Here is a 17507-nt window from a genome sequence, read left to right as displayed (position 1 = left end):
GCGGCCCCTACCTGGCCGCCGCCTCGGCGCGCGGGGGGACCGATCCCGTCTCCGCGAGGCGTTCGCCGAACTTCTGCCAGCCGTCCGCGTAGGCCTCCGCGATGGCGCGCAGCGACTCCCGGCAGTGCCCCGGGACGTTCTCCGCGACCGCGCCGGACTGGGCGACGAACGCCAGCGTCATCGACGCGAGCCGGAGCAGTGCCCTGCCCCGCTCGGTGTAGCGCAGCGACGGATCGTGGAGCAGGCGCTCCAACCGTGCCTCGGCGGTGAGCGCGGAGCCCCGGCTGGACGCCGTGGGCCATCCGCCGGCGGGTCGCAGGACGGTCACATTGGACCGGACCAGGGCTGCCGGAGCGGTCTGCGCGGCGGGCCGGGAGGCCGCACTCGCCTCGACCGGAGTCACCACGCCGTTCTCCGCGGCGAGCTTGCGCCGTACGTCCATCGCGGTGCCCACGGAGATTCCCGCCTCGCGGGCGACCTCGCGCAGGCTCGCCTCCGGCCGGCTCCGCATGATCTCCGTCGCGATCCGGCGGCCCTTCGCCGCGGAGAGCGGATGCCGGCGGCCGTCCCGGCCGACCCGGACGCCCAGCCGGTTCCGGTGGTCGGGCGACCGTAGCCGCTGCGCGGCGACGGTCCTCGGGGAGACTCCGCAGACGGCCGCTATCCGCCGGTCCGACCAGTGCGGGTGCGCGCCGAGGATGCGCCCGACGGCTGCGGCACGGTCCCGCGCCGACAGCGGCATACCGTGTACGGCGTTGAGGCGTACCGCGGCGACGAAGGCATCCTCGTCCGTCCCGTCGAAGTAGACGACGGGGATCAGGCGTTCCCCGCGGGAGCGCGCCGCCGCCAGCCGGCGCATGCCGTCGACGACGCGCAACGACGACCGCTGCACCACGATCGGTGGAACCTTGGCGGCCAGATCGGCGAGCTGCCTGGTGCGGGCCGGGCTGGTGCCGTCCAGGCGCGGCGAGAGGCCGTCCCGCAGTGCGGCGATCTCGACCAGTTCCACAGGTGCGGAAAGGATGGGAGCGAGAAGGTCCGAAAAGCACGCGGGTGCTGATTCCTGAGGACGCCCCGGCATTCCCGCCATATACATGATGAAAGGCGGCTCCGCATGGGTGACGATCGCTCGGGACGGGACTGTGGGCACCGGGGCTCCTGGATCGGTCGGAGGCGTCGCTGCATCCGCTGCGCGATATCCGGTCGCGGTCCGGTGACACCGTGCCACCATTCACCGGCGGCTGAGCGGATCGGACACGACGCGGATGCGATTGCGCTTTCTGGCGGGTCCGTACGGAGGAAGCGTACGGCGATCGACGTACAACTCAGGTACAAGTGGCGTACAGCCGTGCCAGGTGGAAGTGCGTGCGTCCGGTACAAATGGCTGGTGCTCTTGCGCTTCGACCTGCTCGGTCCGCTGGTGGTCTCCCGTGAGGGCCGGCCGGTTCCGCTGGGCTCGGTGAAGCAGCGCCTGCTGCTGGCGGCCCTGCTGTTGCGGCCGAACGACGTGGTCGGCACCGATGAGCTGGCCGCGGTGCTGTGGGCCGACGAGCCACCCCCGTCCGCGGCGGCGAACCTGCGTACCTACGTGCGGGGGTTGCGGCGATCGCTGGGTGGCGGCGAGTCGTGGCAGGGAATCTCCGCCGCGGGCCGTGGTTACCGGATCCGGGTGGGGCCCGCCGAGCGGGATCTGGACCGGTTCGACGCGGCCGCGGCCCGTGGCCGGGACGCTCTCGCCGCCGGTGACCCGGCCCTGGCCGAGGTGGAGCTCGGCACCGCCGTCGGCATGTGGCGCGGGGCGCCGCTCTCCGATCTGCCGCTGCATCCGTTGCTGGCCCGGCGCGTCGGGCAGTTGGAGGAGCGGCGGATGGTCGCCGAGGAGGACTACGCCGAGGCGATGTTGGCGCTCGGCTCGCGGGCCGAGGTCGTGCAGCGGCTGCGTGCCCTTCTCGACCGGCATCCGTTGCGGCAGCGGGCGTGGGGCCAGCTGATGCTCGGCCTGTACCGCATCGGCGACGTGGCCGGCGCGCTGGACGCCTTCCGGCAGGCGCGGCAGGTGCTGGCCGAGCAGGCCGGGCTGGAGCCGACGCCGCAGCTCACCCGGTTGCGCAACGACATCCTGCACCACCGCCCGGGCCTGGCCGCGGGATCGGCGACCGGCCCGGACGGGCCGGTGCGCGGGGCCGCACCGCCGGACCCGCTCACCGGACGTCCCGCGCAACTGCCCCTCGCGGTGCCGGAGTTCGTCGGCCGCGGCGCCGAACTCGCCAACCTCGACGGGCTGCTGGAGGAGCGGCCGCTGGGCCCGACGACGGTGGTGATCTCGGCGGTGTCCGGCATGGCCGGGGTCGGCAAGACCGCCCTGGCGCTGCACTGGGCGCACCGGGTGACCGGGCACTTTCCCGACGGCCAGCTCTACGCGAACCTACGCGGATACGACGAAGCCGACGCGATGTCCCCGGACGATGCCCTGCTCGGCTTCCTCGAGGCACTCGGCGTGCCGCACGCCCGGATCCCGTCCAGCATCCAGGCCCGGGTCGGGCGCTACCGCGACCTGCTGGCCTCGCGCCGGATGCTCGTGGTGCTCGACAACGCCCGAGACTCCGACCAGGTGCGGCCCCTGCTGCCCGGTGCCGGCAGGTGCGTGGTCGTGGTCACCAGCCGCGATCGGCTCAGCGGCCTGGTCGCGGAGGAGAGTGCCGTACCTCTGACGCTGGACGTGCTCACCACCGAGGAGTCGATGAGCCTGCTGTCCAGCCGGCTCGGCTCGGACCGACTCGCCGCCGAGCCGGCCGCGGTCACCGGCATCATCGCCGCCACCGGTCGACTTCCACTCGCCCTGTCGATGGTGGCGGCCCGCATCGCCACGTACCCCTCGTTTCCGCTCGACGCCATCGCGGCGGAGCTGCACACAGCCGAGGCGAGACTGGACGCCCTGGCCAACGGGGACGCCCGGCGTGCCTTCTCGTGGTCGTACCTGGCGCTGAGCCGGGACGCGGCGCGACTGTTCAGATTGCTGGGGCTGCATCCGGGTCCCGACCTCACCGCCGACACCGCCGCCGCGCTCGCCGGAGTGCCGGTGCCGGCCGTCCGGACGCCGCTGCGCGAGCTGACCCGGCTCCACCTGTTGACCGAGCACGTTCCGGGCCGGTACGCCTTCCACGATCTCCTCCGAGGCTATGCGGCCGAGCTTGCGGAGTCGTCGGAGCACGCCGACGAACGGTCGGCCGCCCGGCACCGGTTGTACGACTACTACCTGCACCACGCCTATCCGGCGGCCCTGTTGCTCCAGCCGCAGTGGGCGCCCATCGACCCGGTGCCACCGCTGCCGGCGCAGCCGAGGGGGCCGGCGACCGAGCACGACACCGCGCTCGCCTGGTTCACGGCGGAGCGGCGCGTACTGCTGCGCCTGGTCGTCCAGGCTGCCGAGACGGGATTCGAGGCGTACGCCTGGCAGATCGCCTGGACGCTGAACACGTTCCTCGCACCGAGCGGTCTCTGGCAGGAGCAACTCGCCACCCAGCAGGTCGCGCTCGCGGCCGCGGAGAAGATCGACGACGTCGCCGGGCAGGCCGCGACGAACCGGCTGCTGGCCCGCGCGTTCACCCGGCTCGGCCAGCACGACACCGCGGAGTTCCGGCTGCGGCGCGCACTCGAACTACACGAGCGCCTCGGCGATCCGACCGGCCAGGCGCAGACCCTGCACAACTACTGCGAACTCTGCTACCTGCGCGGCCGGCCGGACGAGGCGCTCGCGCACGGCCGCGAAGCGCTGCGGCTCTATCGGCTGGCCGGGAACAGCGCCGGGGAAGCACGGACGTTGAACGCGATCGGCTGGTTGTACGCCAGCAGGGGCGACTACCCCCAGGCCATCGCAAGCTGCACGGAGGCCCTCGCCCGGCAACAGCGCAGCGGCGACCGCAACGGCCAGGCGGCGACGCTGGACAGCCTCGGCTTCGCATACGACCGCCTCGGCGAACACGACCGGGCCCTGAGCTGCTATGAACAGGCGATCCGACTGTTCCGCGACTCCGCGGACCGGTACCACGAGGCCGAGACCCTGATCCGGCTCGGCGAGACGCGGGAGTCGATCGCCGATCTGCCCGGGGCGGCAACCGCGTGGCGACGTGCGGCGCAGATCTACGACGAGCTGGGCGACCAGGCGGCCGAGGACGCCCGCAGCCGACTCGAACGACTGGCCTGATCCTTCCGGCACGCCACCGCAGCTTCCCGGCCCGGCTCGGCCTCTCCGAGGTGGCCCCCTGGTCGAGCGTGATCTCGGCCGTCGCCGCGCCCGCCGGGGTGGCCGTCGCGGCGGCCGGCATCGGCAACCGCCGGGCGAGGGCGGTCAGCGATCTCCGCCGTCAGCGGGTGCGCTGCCAGTAGCGGCAGGTCCAGTCGACCGGTACCAGTTCGTCGGTGATGCCGAGCTCGGCGCGGAAGTCGTCGACCGCCTGCTGACAGCCTCGCACCGCGTGGTAGTCGTCGATGATGACGTACCCGCCGACGGAGAGCTTCGGGTAGAGCGAGCGCAACGCGACGCTTGTGGAGTCGTAGAGGTCGCCGTCGAGCCGCATCACCGCGATCCGTTCCACGGGTGCGCCCGGCAGGGTGTCCTCGAACCAGCCGGGCAGGAACCTGACCTGCTCGTCGAGCAGACCGTAACGGCGGAAGTTCTCCTTGACCTGGGGCAGCGACACCGCCAGGAAGGGCACCGTCCACAGGGCATCCTCGACGTCCTCCACGCGGTGCGCCTCCGGCTTCGGCAGGCCGCGGAAGGAGTCCGCCACCCACACGGTGCGGTCGTGGTCGGCGTACGCGGCGAGCAGCGCCCGCATGAAGATCACCGTCCCACCGCGCCAGACACCCGTCTCGATCAGGTCACCGGGAACACCCCGCCGCAGCACGTCCAGGACGCAGTGTTCGACGTTGTCCAGCCGGCGCAGCCCGACCATCGTCTCGGCGTCCGGTGGCCAGTCCCGCCCGTTGGCCCGGGCGTCGGCGTCGAAGCTGAACTTCGAGACGAGTTCGAGGCCGCGTCGGTGCAGCACCCGTCTGCCCTGGCGGACCAGTGTGCCACGCAGGCTCCTGGGGCGCGGTTCGTACGGCTGCCACGCCTCGCCGAACGTGTACCTGGTCAGGGTCTTCTTCAACAACTCGGTGTACATGCGTCGGGGATCGGCGATGTCGGATCCGGACTGCTTGGACGCGACGAAGGTCTCACTCACGGGTTTCTCCGTTCGGGTAGGGACGTGCGGACGATGGGCGTCCGCACGCCGTTGGGTCTCTGCCAGGTCAGGTGCGGTCGCGGTTCAGGGCTGCCCCGAGCCGGCTCGGATTCGACGCGTCCGGTCGTGTTCGGGACCGGGCGGGGCTCGGCGCCGTCGCCTGCCCCCGGGCCCGGGTCGGGCTCTGCGGCTTCGGCTGTGTCGAAGACCGGGAGCGCACCGGCTGCGGATCGACGACGGGTCCGGGCGTCGGATCCGGCTCGGCGGCCGGTCCGGTCCCGGCGGCCGGTTCGAGCCGGCCGCCCGTCGGGACGGAGCTGGTGTCGGGGACCGGAGGCGCCAGCACGGCGCCGGCCGGCACGTCGTGGTGCCGCACCCCGTACTGCCGTACTCCGTGGACCGGCTGGACGACGGGCCACGCGGCGGGGACCGGCGTGTCGAGGTCGCCGGTCGCGCCGACCACCAGCACTCCCAGCAGCGGTACGTCGAGCCGCTGCAACAGCAGCGTGGCTCGGCTCGCCTCACCCTTACGCGTACGGTTGGCGTGCACCACCAGCAGGACGGCGTCCGCGTGCCGGGCGAGTACGGGCAGGTCGGTGCCGGTCAGCAGCGGTGAGGCGGTGGTCACGACCGCACCGGACCGTTCCGCCAGTTCGTCCAGCAGGGCGCCGATCCGCTCGCTGTCCGGTGGCTGTGCGCCGAACGACCGGCCGATCGGATCTGCCGGCACGACGGCGAGCGAGGCGACGCCCGACACCGGCTCCGGGACGCGGTCACCGGCGATCACCTGCTGCAGCGCGCAGCGCTCCGAGCCGGGGAACAGCCTGGCCAGGGTCGGTTGGGTCGTCCGGCCCTCCACCAGCGTCGTCGATCGGCCGTGCCGGGCGAAACCGAGGGCCAACAACCCGGCGACCAGGTCGACCGAGGTGGAATCGCGGATCCCGGTGACGAGAATCCGGCAGCGCGGCGACGCGGCGGTCAAGACGCTCAGCGTCGCGACCGCCGAGCCGACCGCGGCGGCCACCTCGGGCCGTTCGTGCACGGGAAGGGCCTGCGTCGTCGGGCGGCGCGGCAGTCGTGGCAGGGCGCAGAGGACCGGCAGCCGGAGAGACTCCTCGATCTGGTCCGGTCTGCGCAGTCGGGTGTCGAAGCGGTTGCGCACGGAGGTCAGGGCGAGCCCCACAAGTAGCCCGGCGAGGCCGCCGAGTGCCAGATTGAGCAGGGGCTTCGGCGTCACCGGCGTACGCGGCGGCGCGGCCCGGTCGAACAGCTCGGTGGCGATCGGGGACTCGCCGCCGATGCGCAGTTCACCGACCTCGTGGCCGAGCGCCTCGGTGATCGCGTTGGCGATCGCCGCGGCCCGGGGCCCGGTAGGTGCCGTGGCCCGGATGGTCACGATCTGGAGGCCGGGTTCGGAGGCGCCGCGTATCCGGCCCGCCACCAGTTCCTCGTGCAGTCCGAGCGTGGCCGCCGCGTCGGCGGCGACCTGCCGGGACTCTGCCAGCCGGGCGACCGTGGGGGCGAGGTTCTGTGCGATGGCGAGACCGGCGGCGCCGCCCCTCTCAGACTTCTGCGGCACCACCATCACCGACGCCGTCGCCTCGTAGGAACGGGGCACCACCAGGGTCACCACCTGTGCGCCCGCCACACCGGCGAGCAGGGTCAGCACCGGGATCACGGTGTGTTGCCGCCCACTGCGCAGCAGTCCGCGTACGCGGTTCCGGATCGTCATTGTCTTACCGTCCTTTCGGCCTCGGGTCCGGAGGTGTTCGCCATCGCCGGCGGGCGTGGCAGGTCCGGTGTCCCGTCCCTTCCGTCGCTCTGGCGGAGCAACCGCCGCCAGATCTCGCACATGGTGTCGGCGGCCCGGTGCCAGCCGAACTCCGCCGCACGTTGCAGGCCGCGTTCCCGCAGTCGGCCGTGCAGGCTGGCGTCGTGTCGCAGTCGGGCCAGCCGCTGTGCCAGGGCCGGCACGTTGCCGGCGGGAAAGGTCAGCCCGGCCGGCCCGATGATGTAGGGAATCTCGCCGACCTCGCTGCCGACGACCGGCACCCCGCAGGCCATCGCCTCGACGAGGACCCGGCCGAACTGCTCCCGCAGCGGTATGCCGACCCACGGCAGCACGTTGCGCTGGACGACCTCGACCGAGGGGAGGACCAGGACGTCCATCCGCCGGAGCAGGTCCGGCAACTGCTCGTGGTCCGCCCAGTCGTGCAGGCGTACCCGGCCCGGTCTGGCCGCCGCCGCCCGGGCCACCTCGGCCGACAGGCTCCCCCGGCCCACGACCAGGAGGTCGGCGTCGATCAGCTCGACCGCGCGCACCAGGTCTCCGACGCCCTTGTGGGGTTCGAGGCGGCCGACGAAGCCGACCGTGAACTGTCGCTCCTCGGCCGGAGTCGGTGCCGGGGTGAACCGGGCCAGGTCCACGCCGAGCGGCACGAGGGTGGCCGGTCCCTGATAGCCCTTGGCACGCAGCACGCCGAGCGCCGCCGGGGTGATCGGGAAGGCGTGCGTGACGGCGCCGAACGCCCGCCGTTCGAGGCGGGGAAAGGGGGCCGGGAAGCGCATCACGATGTTCTGCGCCGCGTAGAGCGTGGTCGGCAGGGCCGGCCAGCACCGGCGGCGCAGGCGGAGTGCCTGCCAGGTGCTGAGGTAGGCGGCCTCGCCGATGACGTGCAGCACGTCGGGACGGCGTGGCACCGCCCGCCGCAGACTGTCGGGGCGGAACAGCACCGACGCCATGTGGCCGGTGCGGGTCTCGCCCAGCAGGTGCGGCAGGCACCGGTAGTGCAGCCCCGGATGTGCCAGGGCGAGGGCCCGTAGGGTCTGGTCGGTCTGCACGGACACGTCGGCCACGGCAACCGTGAGCGTCAGGTCCGGCCGCCCGGCCAGCATGTCGAACAGGTCGGTCCAGTGTTCGGTGCGATGGCCGACCGCGGTGATCAGGACGTGCATCGGTGACTCCCTTCCGCCGAGGCAGGTGTGGCGGCACCCGCGGGCCGGGATGGCGGCGCGGTGCCCGCGAGCGGGGACGGAGACTCGGTCGCCGCGTGCAGCGATGGAGACTCGGTCGCCGCGTGCGGCGATGGAGACTGGGTCGCCGCGAGCGGGGACGGACTGGCGGTCGCCGTGAGCCGGACGATCGTGGACCAGGCCCGCAGCCGGGCCAGGCCGGAGTGTGGTGAGACGGCCAGCCGTACCGCCGCCAGCCCGGCGCCGAGCAGGGCCCGCAACAGCACCACCAGCCGGACCGCCTGGTATGTCGGGCGTCGGTGCCGGGCGAAGAACCGCAGCATGCTGCGGTAGAGGTGCGGCCAGATCCAGCGGGGGTCGGCGCTGCTGCCGCCGCCGGTGTGCCGGGCGGTCACGGCGGGCAGCAGCACCACGTCGGCGCCGAGCCGGTGGGCCTGGAGACAGAGCTCCTCGTCCTCGTAGTACATGAAGTAGCCCTCGTCCAGCCCGCCGGTCCGGTCGAGCAGGTCACGCCGGACCGCCAGGCAGGCACCGGAGAGCCAGTCGACACTGACGGGTCCGGCACCGGCCGTTCCGGGGATGACCGCTTCGGGTGGGATCCGGCAGGCGTCGTAGGCGGCCCGCCGGCGGGGGCCGCCGAAGAGCCGGCGCACCGGTACCGGGACCAGGGTGCCACCGAACCGGGAGAGCACCACGCTGGTCAGCGTTTCGAACGGATGGGCGCTGATCGCCGGCCGGCCGTCCCCGTCGACGAGGCGCGGCCCCACGATCCCGACCGCGGGGTGGGCGCGCAGGAATCCGACAAGTTCCCGGGCGGCCGCCGCCGGCAGGACGCAGTCCGGGTTCACCACGAGTACGACGTCGTCGACGCAGCCGGCCAGCGCCTGGTTGACGGCGGCAGCGAATCCCACGTTGCGTGGGTTGGCGATGGCGGCGACCTCGGGGAAACGCTCGCCGAGCAGCGCGACCGTGCGGTCCGTGGAGTTGTTGTCGACGACCCGGACGGTGAGTCCCGCCCGCAGCAACGGCGCCACCGCATCCGTGACGTGCCGGGCCGAGTTGTGGGTCACCAGCACCGCGGTCGCGGCCAGGTTGCCGGGCCGCCCCGTCATCGGTCCGGCCCGGTCGTCGGCGGGCCGCGGGATCGTGCCGGTCATCGTGCCACCACCGGCGTCGGTGTCTCCCGGATCCGGCTGGCGAGCAGCGTCAGCGCCGGCAGGAGGCCGAGTTCCCAGTGCCCGTCGGTCGGACCGGCGAAGAACGCGGCGCCGAGGAAGCCGCAGGTCAACGCCGCGAACGCCAGGGCGAGAGGGTTCCGCCGGGCCAACCCGGCCGGTAGCGCCCGCAGCACCGGCCACAGCACGGCGAAGAGCCCGAGCAGGCCGGAGTTGGCCAGGATCATCACCCAGAACGCGTGGTACACCGGACCGACGTCGGTAACGGCGTAACCCTCGACGTACACCTGCGGGGCGGACTGGCCGAGACCCGCGCCGACCAGCGGCTGCGCCGCGAAGGCGGCCAGGCCGACGGCGGACTCCGGTAGCCGGTGCCCGGCGTCGCGTTCGAGCGCCATCGTCACCACGGTGGACCGTTCACGGACCCCCGGGTGCAGGCTGATCAGGCCGAAGAGCAGGACCGCTCCGGTGACCGTCACCAGCACCCCGCGCCGGACCGCCGCGCCACCCCGGACCAGCAGGATGAGGACGGCGACCCCGGTGACCAGCCAGATCCCCCGGTAGGAGGCGAGCACCACGTCGGCGAGGAAGACCGCGGTCAGCAGCGCAAGGCCGGCGCGGCGCCAGCCGCGGGCCCGGCCGGCGAGCACCATCAACGGTGGTACGGCCAGCACCGCGAGCAGGCCGCCGTGCCGGCCCGGGTTGCTCAGCTCGATCGTGGTCAGCACCCCGGCGGAGACGAGGTAGAGCAGGGCGGCGGCGCGCAGCCACCGCCGGGTGTGCAGGGTGTGCAGGGCCAGGAAGAAGTACGCCGGGATCACCGCCACCTGGTACGCCGCCACCAGCACGTTCCGCGGCAGGTTTCCCATCGCCAGGCCGTAGACGGCGGCGACGCCGATGCCGGCACTGAGCACCGCCATCGCCAGCCCGGTGCGGTGCCACGGCGGGCTCTGTTCCGGCCACCAGCCGAGCACGTACCGTACGGCCAGCGCCGCGCAGCCGGCGACCAACGGCAGGGTATGCATGATCACGAACGTCTGGACGTCGGCGACGCCGAGCAGGCCGCTGGCGACCGAGCCCCCGATGATCCCGACCGGCAGTACCGCCCACGGCCAGAGGACGAACCCGAGGGCGCAGAGCACGGTGCCGCCGACCGCGACGCCGAGGCTGGTGGGCAGGATCGCGACCGGCAGCGCGGTAGCGGCACCGATCACCCCCGCGGTCAGCGCCGACGGCACCCAGAGCCGGCTCACCGCGCGCCCGCCACATCCGCGAGCAGGTCGCGCAGCCGGGCGCCACGGGCGTCCCAACTCTGCGGCACCGCGGCGGCCCGGCGCTCGGCGACCACGCCCGGGCACCACGCGGTACGCAGCTCCGCCTCCACGGAGGCCACGAACCGCGCGGGTGTCGCCGCGAGCCGGACCGGGGCGGAGAGCTCCCGCAGCGCGGGCAGCGGTGTCGCCACCACCGGCCGACCGGCGGCGAGATACTCGTAGCACTTCTTCGGGTGGACGTAATCGATCAGGCCCCCCACCCGGTAGGGGATGATGCCGACGTCGAAGCCACGGACCAGGGCGGGCGCCTCGGCGAACGGCACCGCCGGCCAGAGCCGTACGTTGGACAGCCCGCGCAGTGGCGCCCGGCCGGCCGGGGTCGACGGGCCGATCAGCAGAACCGTCCACTCCGGACGGGCGGCGGCCACCGCGGCGACCAGCTCGCCGTCGAACGCCCGGGTGTCGACCGCGCCCAGGTAGCCGAGGATCGGCCGGGGCAGCTCGGCGAGCGCCGCGGCGACCGGCCCGTCGGCGGTGAAACACTCCGGGTCGCAGCCGTTCGGCAGCACGACCGGCGGCCGGCGGGCACCGGGTAGCCGTGCCGGCAGCGCGCTGGAGGAGGCGAGAACCAGATCGGCCTCGGCGACCGCGTGCCGCAGCGCCCGCCGCAGGTGGCCCCGGTTCCACCACCGGGTGAACGTCCAGTCCAGGTCGGTGGCGTCATACACCACGGCGGCGGCGCCGAGCCGGCGGCACACCGGCCAGGCCAGGTCCTCGTCGAGCCAGACGATCCGTTCACCGGGCCGGTCGGCTTGACCGATTCGCCGGTCGGCTTCGTCGATCCGCTCACCGGGCCGGTCGGCTTCGTCGGCCCGGCCGCCGGGCCCGTCGGCTTCGCCGATCCGGTCCCGTTCGAGGCGATCCGTCGCGGCGTCCAGCCAGCGGGACAGCCGGCGCGCGCCGAGCCGCCGGCTCAGCCGGTTGACGGTCGGCAGGTGGCGGCCGAACGGGAGGATCGCGGGCGGCACCGCATGCCAGAGTGCCTGGTCGACCTGGCGTACCGACCAGCGCCAGCGGGGCGAGTTGCCGGGCGGGTCCACGAAGACCACCCGCCGGTCGGTGGCGAGCTGCCGGGCCAGCGCGTGCTGTCGGTGCGCGGCGGCCCGCCAGGGGCTGCCACTGAACATCAGCACCCAGTCCGGGCCGGCCGGCCGCGACCGGACCGCCGGTGCGGCGGCTCCGCTCCGAGTCGGTGCTGGGACGAGCGCGGCGTCGGTCACGGGCGCGCTCCGACGCGGGAGTTCCGGGCGAGGTCCGACGCGGACGGGGCGGTGGCGATCGGCGTCACGTCGTCCTCGTTGAGCCGCCTGACCAGGTGGCGGCTGGTCTCGTCGAGGTGCAGCACCCGGGCTCCGGGGCGTTCGTCCAGCCAGCGGCGCAGCGCACCGGCCGCGTACCGGTCGTTGACCGCCCGGACCGGCGCGGACCGGCGGGCGAACGGCACCAGGGCGGGTGGGCTGGCCCGCCACACGGAGCCGTCGAACCGGACGTGGAGCCGACGGTTCCGGCCCGGCCGCTCGAGCAGCAGCACCCGGTGGTCGTCGAACCGGTCGCCGAGCAGCGTCGGTGGGTCGTGTGCGGCCGCCCACGGGCCGTACCCGGAGATGATGGCCCAGTCCCGCCGGTCGCCGTCCGGCAGCGGCCCGACGTCGCCGCGCAGCGCCGCGACCAGGTCGCGCCAGCCGAGGCTGGTCTGCCGGCGGCAGAGCCGCTTCACCAGATGGTCCGCCAGCAGCACCAGCCGGAACACGCCGACCCGGTAGCGGGGCTGGGTCATCCGCAGGTAGCAGACCAGGCCGCCGATCAGGTGCCGGAGCCGCGCCGCCGTGCCCAGCAGGCGGCAGGACGCGCCCCGGGTGTGCGTGACCGCGGCGTGCGGGATCATCCAGAACCGGTGCCCGGCCGCCTGGAGCGTACGGGTCAGCACGGCGTCGTTCCAGTAGATCGGAAAGCGCTCGTCGAAGATCCGGTCCGGTTCGAGGACCGTGCGCCGGACCAGCATGCAACTGCCCGAGGCGAGTTCCCGGGGCCGGGAGAAGTCCGCGCCCCGCAGCTCGAAGCGGTGCAACGCGGACCGGAACCCCGGCAGCCGGCGCAGCGCGGTGAAGAGGGTGAGCGCGGCCGGGAACGTCGGCAACTGCACGTAGTGCTGCTGGAAACTGCCGTCCGGGTTGAGATACAGCGGGCTGACTCCGGCCGCGTCCGGGCGCACCCGCAGGAACTCCACCATGGTGTCCAGCGCGCCGGGATGGAACCGGACGTCGCTGTTGAGCAGCAGGATCAGTTCACCGGTCGCCTGCCGGTAGGCCTGGTTCATCGCGGCGGCGAAGCCGACGTTGCGCGGGTTGCGGATCAGCCGAACCCGGGGGTCGGCGGCGAGCAGGTCGGCGGAGCCGTCGGCCGAGGCGTTGTCGACCGCGACCACCTCGTACGGCAGGCCGCCGGTCGCCACGTGCAGCGAGTCGAGGCAGCGGCGGGTCTCTTCGCGGGTGTTCCAACTGATCAGCAGCACCGAGACGACGGGGACGGTCATGCCGACCACCCCTGTCCGGCGCGCCGGGCCACCAGCCGCAGCGCGTCGCCGAGCCGGGGGTGCCGGATCCGGGGCGAGCGGGTGGCGACCCAGTCGGCGACCAGCAGTTCGCGGGCGTGCCGGAGCCGGCCCCAGGGCTGCCAGTAGAAGCGGGAGAAGACGGTGTCGCAGGTGATGACGTCGTATCCGGTGGTGGTGACGAGTCGGATGAGTGATTCGGGGGTGAAGTGCCAGCGGTGGTACCGGAACTGGAGGTGCGGCCAGTTGGCGCCGAGTCGGGTGGCGGCGGCGGAGGCGATGTTGGGTACTTCGAGGGCGAGCCAGCCTTGGGGGTTGAGCATGTGGTGGGCGGCGTGGAGGAAGTGTCGGGGGTTGTCGACGTGTTCGAGGACGTGGAAGGCGCAGACGGCGTCGACGGGGTGTGCTGGGGTGGTGGTTTCGAAGTGGCCGTGTTGGACGGGGACGTGGAGGTGTTCGCGGGCGTGTCGGGCGGCGTGTTCGGAGATTTCGATGCCGTGGGCGGTGATGCCGGCGTGTCGGGCGGCTTCGATGAAGTAGCCGCCGGCGCTGCCGGCTTCGATGAGGGTGCGGGGTGGGTGGTTTCGGGTGGTGCGGAGGAGCCAGCGCAGGCGGCGGGTTGATTCGTAGCGGCGGGGGCGGGGGAGGTAGTAGTCCTCGTAGCCGTCGCCGGTGAAGTAGCTCTCGTCGTAGAGCTCGGTGGTGGGTGGGAGGTGGTGTGCGGTCCAGGTGAAGGTGCAGGAGGGGCAGTGCCGCAGGTTGCCGTCGAGCCGGGTGTGCCGGTCGGCCGCCCCACCACAGACCAGGCAGGTGTACGTCTCCAGTTGTGTGGTCACGATCTCTCCCTTCGGGTCCCGCCGCGCGTCCGGGCGACGAGCCGGAGCAGGTCGCCGAGTCGGGGCTGGGTCAGCCGCAGCGACCTGGTGCCCGACCAGTCGGGCGGCACGAGTCTGCGGGCGTGCCGGAGCCGGTAGCCGACCGGCATGTAGTAGCGGAAGACGGCGGTGTCGCAGGTGATGACGTCGTATCCGGTGGTGGTGACGAGTCGGATGAGTGATTCGGGGGTGAAGTGCCAGCGGTGGTACCGCAGTTGGAGGCCGGGCCAGTCGGTGCCGAGTCGGGTGGCGGCGGCGGAGGCGATGTTGGGTACTTCGAGGGCGAGCCAGCCTTGGGGGTTGAGCATGTGGTGGGCGGCGTGGAGGAAGTGTCGGGGGTTGTCGACGTGTTCGAGGACGTGGAAGGCGCAGACGGCGTCGACGGGGTGTGCTGGGGTGGTGGTTTCGAAGTGGCCGTGTTGGACGGGGACGTGGAGGTGTTCGCGGGCGTGTCGGGCGGCGTGTTCGGAGATTTCGATGCCGTGGGCGGTGATGCCGGCGTGTCGGGCGGCTTCGATGAAGTAGCCGCCGGCGCTGCCGGCTTCGATGAGGGTGCGGGGTGGGTGGTTTCGGGTGGTGCGGAGGAGCCAGCGCAGGCGGCGGGTTGATTCGTAGCGGCGGGGGCGGGGGAGGTAGTAGTCCTCGTAGCCGTCGCCGGTGAAGTAGCTCTCGTCGTAGAGCTCGGTGGTGGGTGGGAGGTGGTGTGCGGTCCAGGTGAAGGTGCAGGAGGGGCAGTGCCGCAGGTTGCCGTCGAGCCGGGTGTGCCGGTCGGCCGCCCCACCACAGACCAGGCAGCGGCTCAGGTCGGTCGCCGCGGTCACCGGAGACGCTCCCCGGTCGCGGCGAGGGGACGCTCCCGGCGTACCAACCGGCGCAGCTCGGCCCGGTCCCGGGCAGGCAGGAATCCGGTGCCGGCGAGCACCGCGACGGCGATCAGCAGCACCAGCGTGGAGCGGGTCGCCACGGCCAGCGCGGCGTCGAGCCGGCCCGGCCCGTCGGGCAGGAACCGGGCGGCGAGGACCCCGCCCGCGCCGGCCACCAGGGCGGCGGTCATGGCGGGCCGGACGGCGGCCAGCATCGGGGCGACCGGCCGTCCGGTACGACGGTGGAAGCGCAGGACGAAGTACGCCGTGCCGGCCGCGATCCCGCACGAGGTGGCCAGTGGCACGCCCACCGGACCGAAGAGCTGCCACAGTGGCCAGGTCAGCCCGAGGTTGAGCAGGACCGACAGCAGGGCGTAGCCGGTCTCGCCGCCCGGCTGTCCCTCGACCCGGAGCACGATCGCGGTGGCGCCGGCGGCCAGGTTCAGCGCATAGCTCGGGGCGAGTACGAGGATGGTCGCGGTCGCCCACCAGACGGGCTCGCCGAGCCAGAGCCGGATGAGCGGGTCGGCGGAGACCACCAGCAGCGCCGTGCCCACCGCGGCGAACGCGGTCAGGTACCGGGTGGCGGTGAGGTGGAACCGGTCCAGCCAGGCCCGCCCCTCGACCGCCGCCCGGGACACCGCCATCGGGAACATCGCCATCAGCACGATCGCCGGTGGCAACCGGAGCAGCGTGAGTAGGCGGTTGCCGAGCTCGAACGACCCGGCCACGGCAGGACCGGCGACGCCGCCGAGGACGAAGCGGTCCAGTTCCAGGTTGGCTGCCCCGGACGCGTTGGTCACCTGTATCCGCAGGCCGTACCCGAACAGCTCGCGCAGTTCGTCGCGACGCACGCCGCGCAGGCTCGGGCCGAGGTGCCGGTGCCAGTGCCGGGCGGCGGTCACCACCAGCACGGTCCGGACCGCTCCAGCCGCCGCCGTGGACGCGGCCAGGGCCAGCAGTCCGCCGCCGAGCCGGACGACGAGGACGGCGAGGACGGCGCCGAGCACCCCCGTGCCGGCGGTCATCCAGGCCAGCGTGGTGTAGCGCTGGGCACCCTCGAGGACGGCCCGCCAGGGCAGCGCCGCGCCGTCGCAGAGCAGTCCGAGCAGCAGGGTGAGCAGCGCGTTGCGGGCCTCGCCGACGAGCTGGCCGAGCTGCAGCAGCCGGGCGAGCACGGGCCAGGCCGCGACGGTGCCGGCGGAGGCCAGCAGCCAGAGCAGGACCCCCCAGAGCAGCCCGATCCCGAGCGCGGTCCGGGTGACCCGGTCCGGCTGCCCGGCCAGGGTACGGGCGACCTGCCGGACGAGGGCGGCGCCGAGCCCGAGGTCGACCAGGGCGAGCACGGCCACGATGCCGCCGAGCAGCACCCAGGTGCCGAACTTGGCGGCGCCGAGCCGGTCGTACAGGACCGGCAGGGTGGCCAGTCCCGCCGCCGCCACGGTGAGCCGGGCGGCTACCAGGCCGGTGGAGTTACGGGTCAGTCGCCTGCCGTCGCCGCTAGCCACGGGGGAAACCCCGGAACAGTTCGGCGATCGTCAACACGACCAGGAGGAGGTCGAGCCGCAGCGACCGGCAGTGCAGGTAGAGCAGGTCGCAGCGGAGCTTGTCCTCCACGGTCGCGGCGTAACCGCCGGTGAGCTGGGCGATGCCGGTCAGGCCGGGACGGATCCGGTGCCGGAGTTCGTAGTGTGGCAGTTCGCGGAAGCTGGCCACGAACTCCGGCCGTTCCGGGCGCGGCCCGACCAGGCTCATCTCGCCCCTGAGGACATTCCACAGTTGCGGCAGCTCGTCCAGACGGAACCGGCGCAGCAGGCGGCCGACCCGGGTGACCCGGGCGTCGTCGGTGCTGGCGAGGGCCGGTCCGGTGTCCCGTTCGGCGTCCGGGCGCATGGTGCGGAACTTGACCATCCGGAACCGCCGGCCACCCGCGCCCACCCGGGACTGCACGTAGAAGGGCGGCCCGCTGAGGGCGACCGCGGCCGTGATGAGCAGCATCAGCGGGATCACCAGCGGTGTGCTGAGCAGCGTCACCGCCACGTCGAACCCGCGCTTGAGGCGCTCCTCGCCGGAGCGACCCGGCCGCAGCCGCAGCCAGGGCAGTCCGCCGAAACGGCGCAGTCGGGCGGGTTGCAGCAGCCCGTAGACGGGGTGGGCGAGGACGAAGATCTCGACGTCGTGGGCCAGGCAGACCGCGACCAGCGGTTCGTCGAGCTGGTCCAGCCGGAGTTTGCAGAGCAGCAGTTTCGGCCGCCAGTGCCGAAGTGCCTCGTCGAGCTGGTCCATCCGCTGCGGCAGCGGCAACCGGGTGGCGATCTCGAACTCGTCGGCCAGCCGGTCCGTGGTGCTGTCGCCGTGGGGCGGTTCCAGCACCAGCACCCGGGCGTCCCGGCGCGCCGGCGTCGTCCTTCGCCCTGGCGGCGCCGGGTGCCCGTGCCGTCCCTGTCGGCGTGCCGGGGTCGGATCGACCTGGTGCTCCGCGTCGGCCCGCCGCGGTCCTCTGCGGTA

General features: G+C 73.4%; 13 protein-coding genes. 1 reads left to right on the top strand and 12 read right to left on the bottom strand.

Annotated features, from left to right (window positions below):
• Positions 1 to 7: 7 nt before the first annotated feature.
• Complete coding sequence (locus ACN28C_RS28060) at positions 8 to 1009, bottom strand: hypothetical protein (protein ID WP_422770520.1); 1002 nt, start codon at positions 1007 to 1009, stop codon at positions 8 to 10.
• 378 nt (positions 1010 to 1387) lie between these two features.
• Between ACN28C_RS28060 and ACN28C_RS28055 the strand changes: the two genes are divergently transcribed.
• A complete protein-coding gene (locus tag ACN28C_RS28055; protein WP_422770519.1) occupies positions 1388 to 4204 on the top strand; it encodes an AfsR/SARP family transcriptional regulator in 2817 nt (938 codons plus the stop codon).
• Between the two features lie 160 nt (positions 4205 to 4364).
• Here the strand turns inward: ACN28C_RS28055 and ACN28C_RS28050 are convergent, their stop codons facing one another.
• The 11 genes from ACN28C_RS28050 to ACN28C_RS28000 all read right to left on the bottom strand — a co-directional run bounded on the left by ACN28C_RS28050 (position 4365) and on the right by ACN28C_RS28000 (position 17378).
• Positions 4365 to 5228 (bottom strand): TylF/MycF/NovP-related O-methyltransferase, encoded by an 864-nt coding sequence (locus tag ACN28C_RS28050; RefSeq protein WP_422770518.1) that lies wholly within the window; start codon positions 5226 to 5228, stop codon positions 4365 to 4367.
• Positions 5229 to 5295: 67 nt separating this feature from the next.
• Positions 5296 to 6960 carry a hypothetical protein gene (locus tag ACN28C_RS28045; protein WP_422770517.1) on the bottom strand — a complete coding sequence of 555 codons (1665 nt, stop codon included), beginning with the start codon at positions 6958 to 6960 and terminating at the stop codon, positions 5296 to 5298.
• The gene (locus ACN28C_RS28040; protein ID WP_422770516.1) at positions 6957 to 8183 is read right to left on the bottom strand and encodes a glycosyltransferase; all 1227 of its coding nucleotides are present in this window, start codon (positions 8181 to 8183) and stop codon (positions 6957 to 6959) included. Before ACN28C_RS28040 ends, ACN28C_RS28045 begins: the two co-directional genes overlap by 4 nt.
• Entirely contained in the window at positions 8171 to 9358 is a 1188-nt protein-coding gene (locus tag ACN28C_RS28035) for a glycosyltransferase (protein ID WP_422770515.1), read from the bottom strand. The genes ACN28C_RS28040 and ACN28C_RS28035 overlap by 13 nt, the downstream gene beginning before the upstream one ends.
• On the bottom strand, positions 9355 to 10629 hold the full coding sequence (locus tag ACN28C_RS28030; protein ID WP_422770514.1) for an O-antigen ligase family protein: 1275 nt from the start codon (positions 10627 to 10629) through the stop codon (positions 9355 to 9357). Before ACN28C_RS28030 ends, ACN28C_RS28035 begins: the two co-directional genes overlap by 4 nt.
• Positions 10626 to 11930, bottom strand: coding sequence for a glycosyltransferase (locus tag ACN28C_RS28025; RefSeq protein ID WP_422770513.1), 1305 nt, complete (start codon positions 11928 to 11930; stop codon positions 10626 to 10628). The genes ACN28C_RS28030 and ACN28C_RS28025 overlap by 4 nt, the downstream gene beginning before the upstream one ends.
• Positions 11927 to 13243, bottom strand: a complete 1317-nt coding sequence (locus ACN28C_RS28020) for a glycosyltransferase family 2 protein (RefSeq protein WP_422770512.1) — start codon at positions 13241 to 13243, stop codon at positions 11927 to 11929. The genes ACN28C_RS28025 and ACN28C_RS28020 overlap by 4 nt, the downstream gene beginning before the upstream one ends.
• The gene (locus tag ACN28C_RS28015; protein WP_422770511.1) at positions 13240 to 14097 is read right to left on the bottom strand and encodes a class I SAM-dependent methyltransferase; all 858 of its coding nucleotides are present in this window, start codon (positions 14095 to 14097) and stop codon (positions 13240 to 13242) included. The genes ACN28C_RS28020 and ACN28C_RS28015 overlap by 4 nt, the downstream gene beginning before the upstream one ends.
• On the bottom strand, positions 14094 to 14957 hold the full coding sequence (locus ACN28C_RS28010; RefSeq protein WP_422770510.1) for a class I SAM-dependent methyltransferase: 864 nt from the start codon (positions 14955 to 14957) through the stop codon (positions 14094 to 14096). The genes ACN28C_RS28015 and ACN28C_RS28010 overlap by 4 nt, the downstream gene beginning before the upstream one ends.
• Positions 14954 to 16507: a lipopolysaccharide biosynthesis protein gene (locus ACN28C_RS28005; RefSeq protein WP_422770509.1), complete on the bottom strand. Its 1554-nt coding sequence runs from the start codon at positions 16505 to 16507 to the stop codon at positions 14954 to 14956. The genes ACN28C_RS28010 and ACN28C_RS28005 overlap by 4 nt, the downstream gene beginning before the upstream one ends.
• Complete coding sequence (locus ACN28C_RS28000) at positions 16500 to 17378, bottom strand: sugar transferase (protein WP_422770508.1); 879 nt, start codon at positions 17376 to 17378, stop codon at positions 16500 to 16502. Before ACN28C_RS28000 ends, ACN28C_RS28005 begins: the two co-directional genes overlap by 8 nt.
• Positions 17379 to 17507: the final 129 nt, after the last annotated feature.

It is taken from the genome of Plantactinospora sp. WMMC1484, assembly GCF_049315195.1.
Lineage (GTDB): Bacteria > Actinomycetota > Actinomycetes > Mycobacteriales > Micromonosporaceae > Plantactinospora.
Note: the sequence above shows the minus strand (reverse complement) of the source record. Positions and strands in the feature narration are given on the sequence as shown.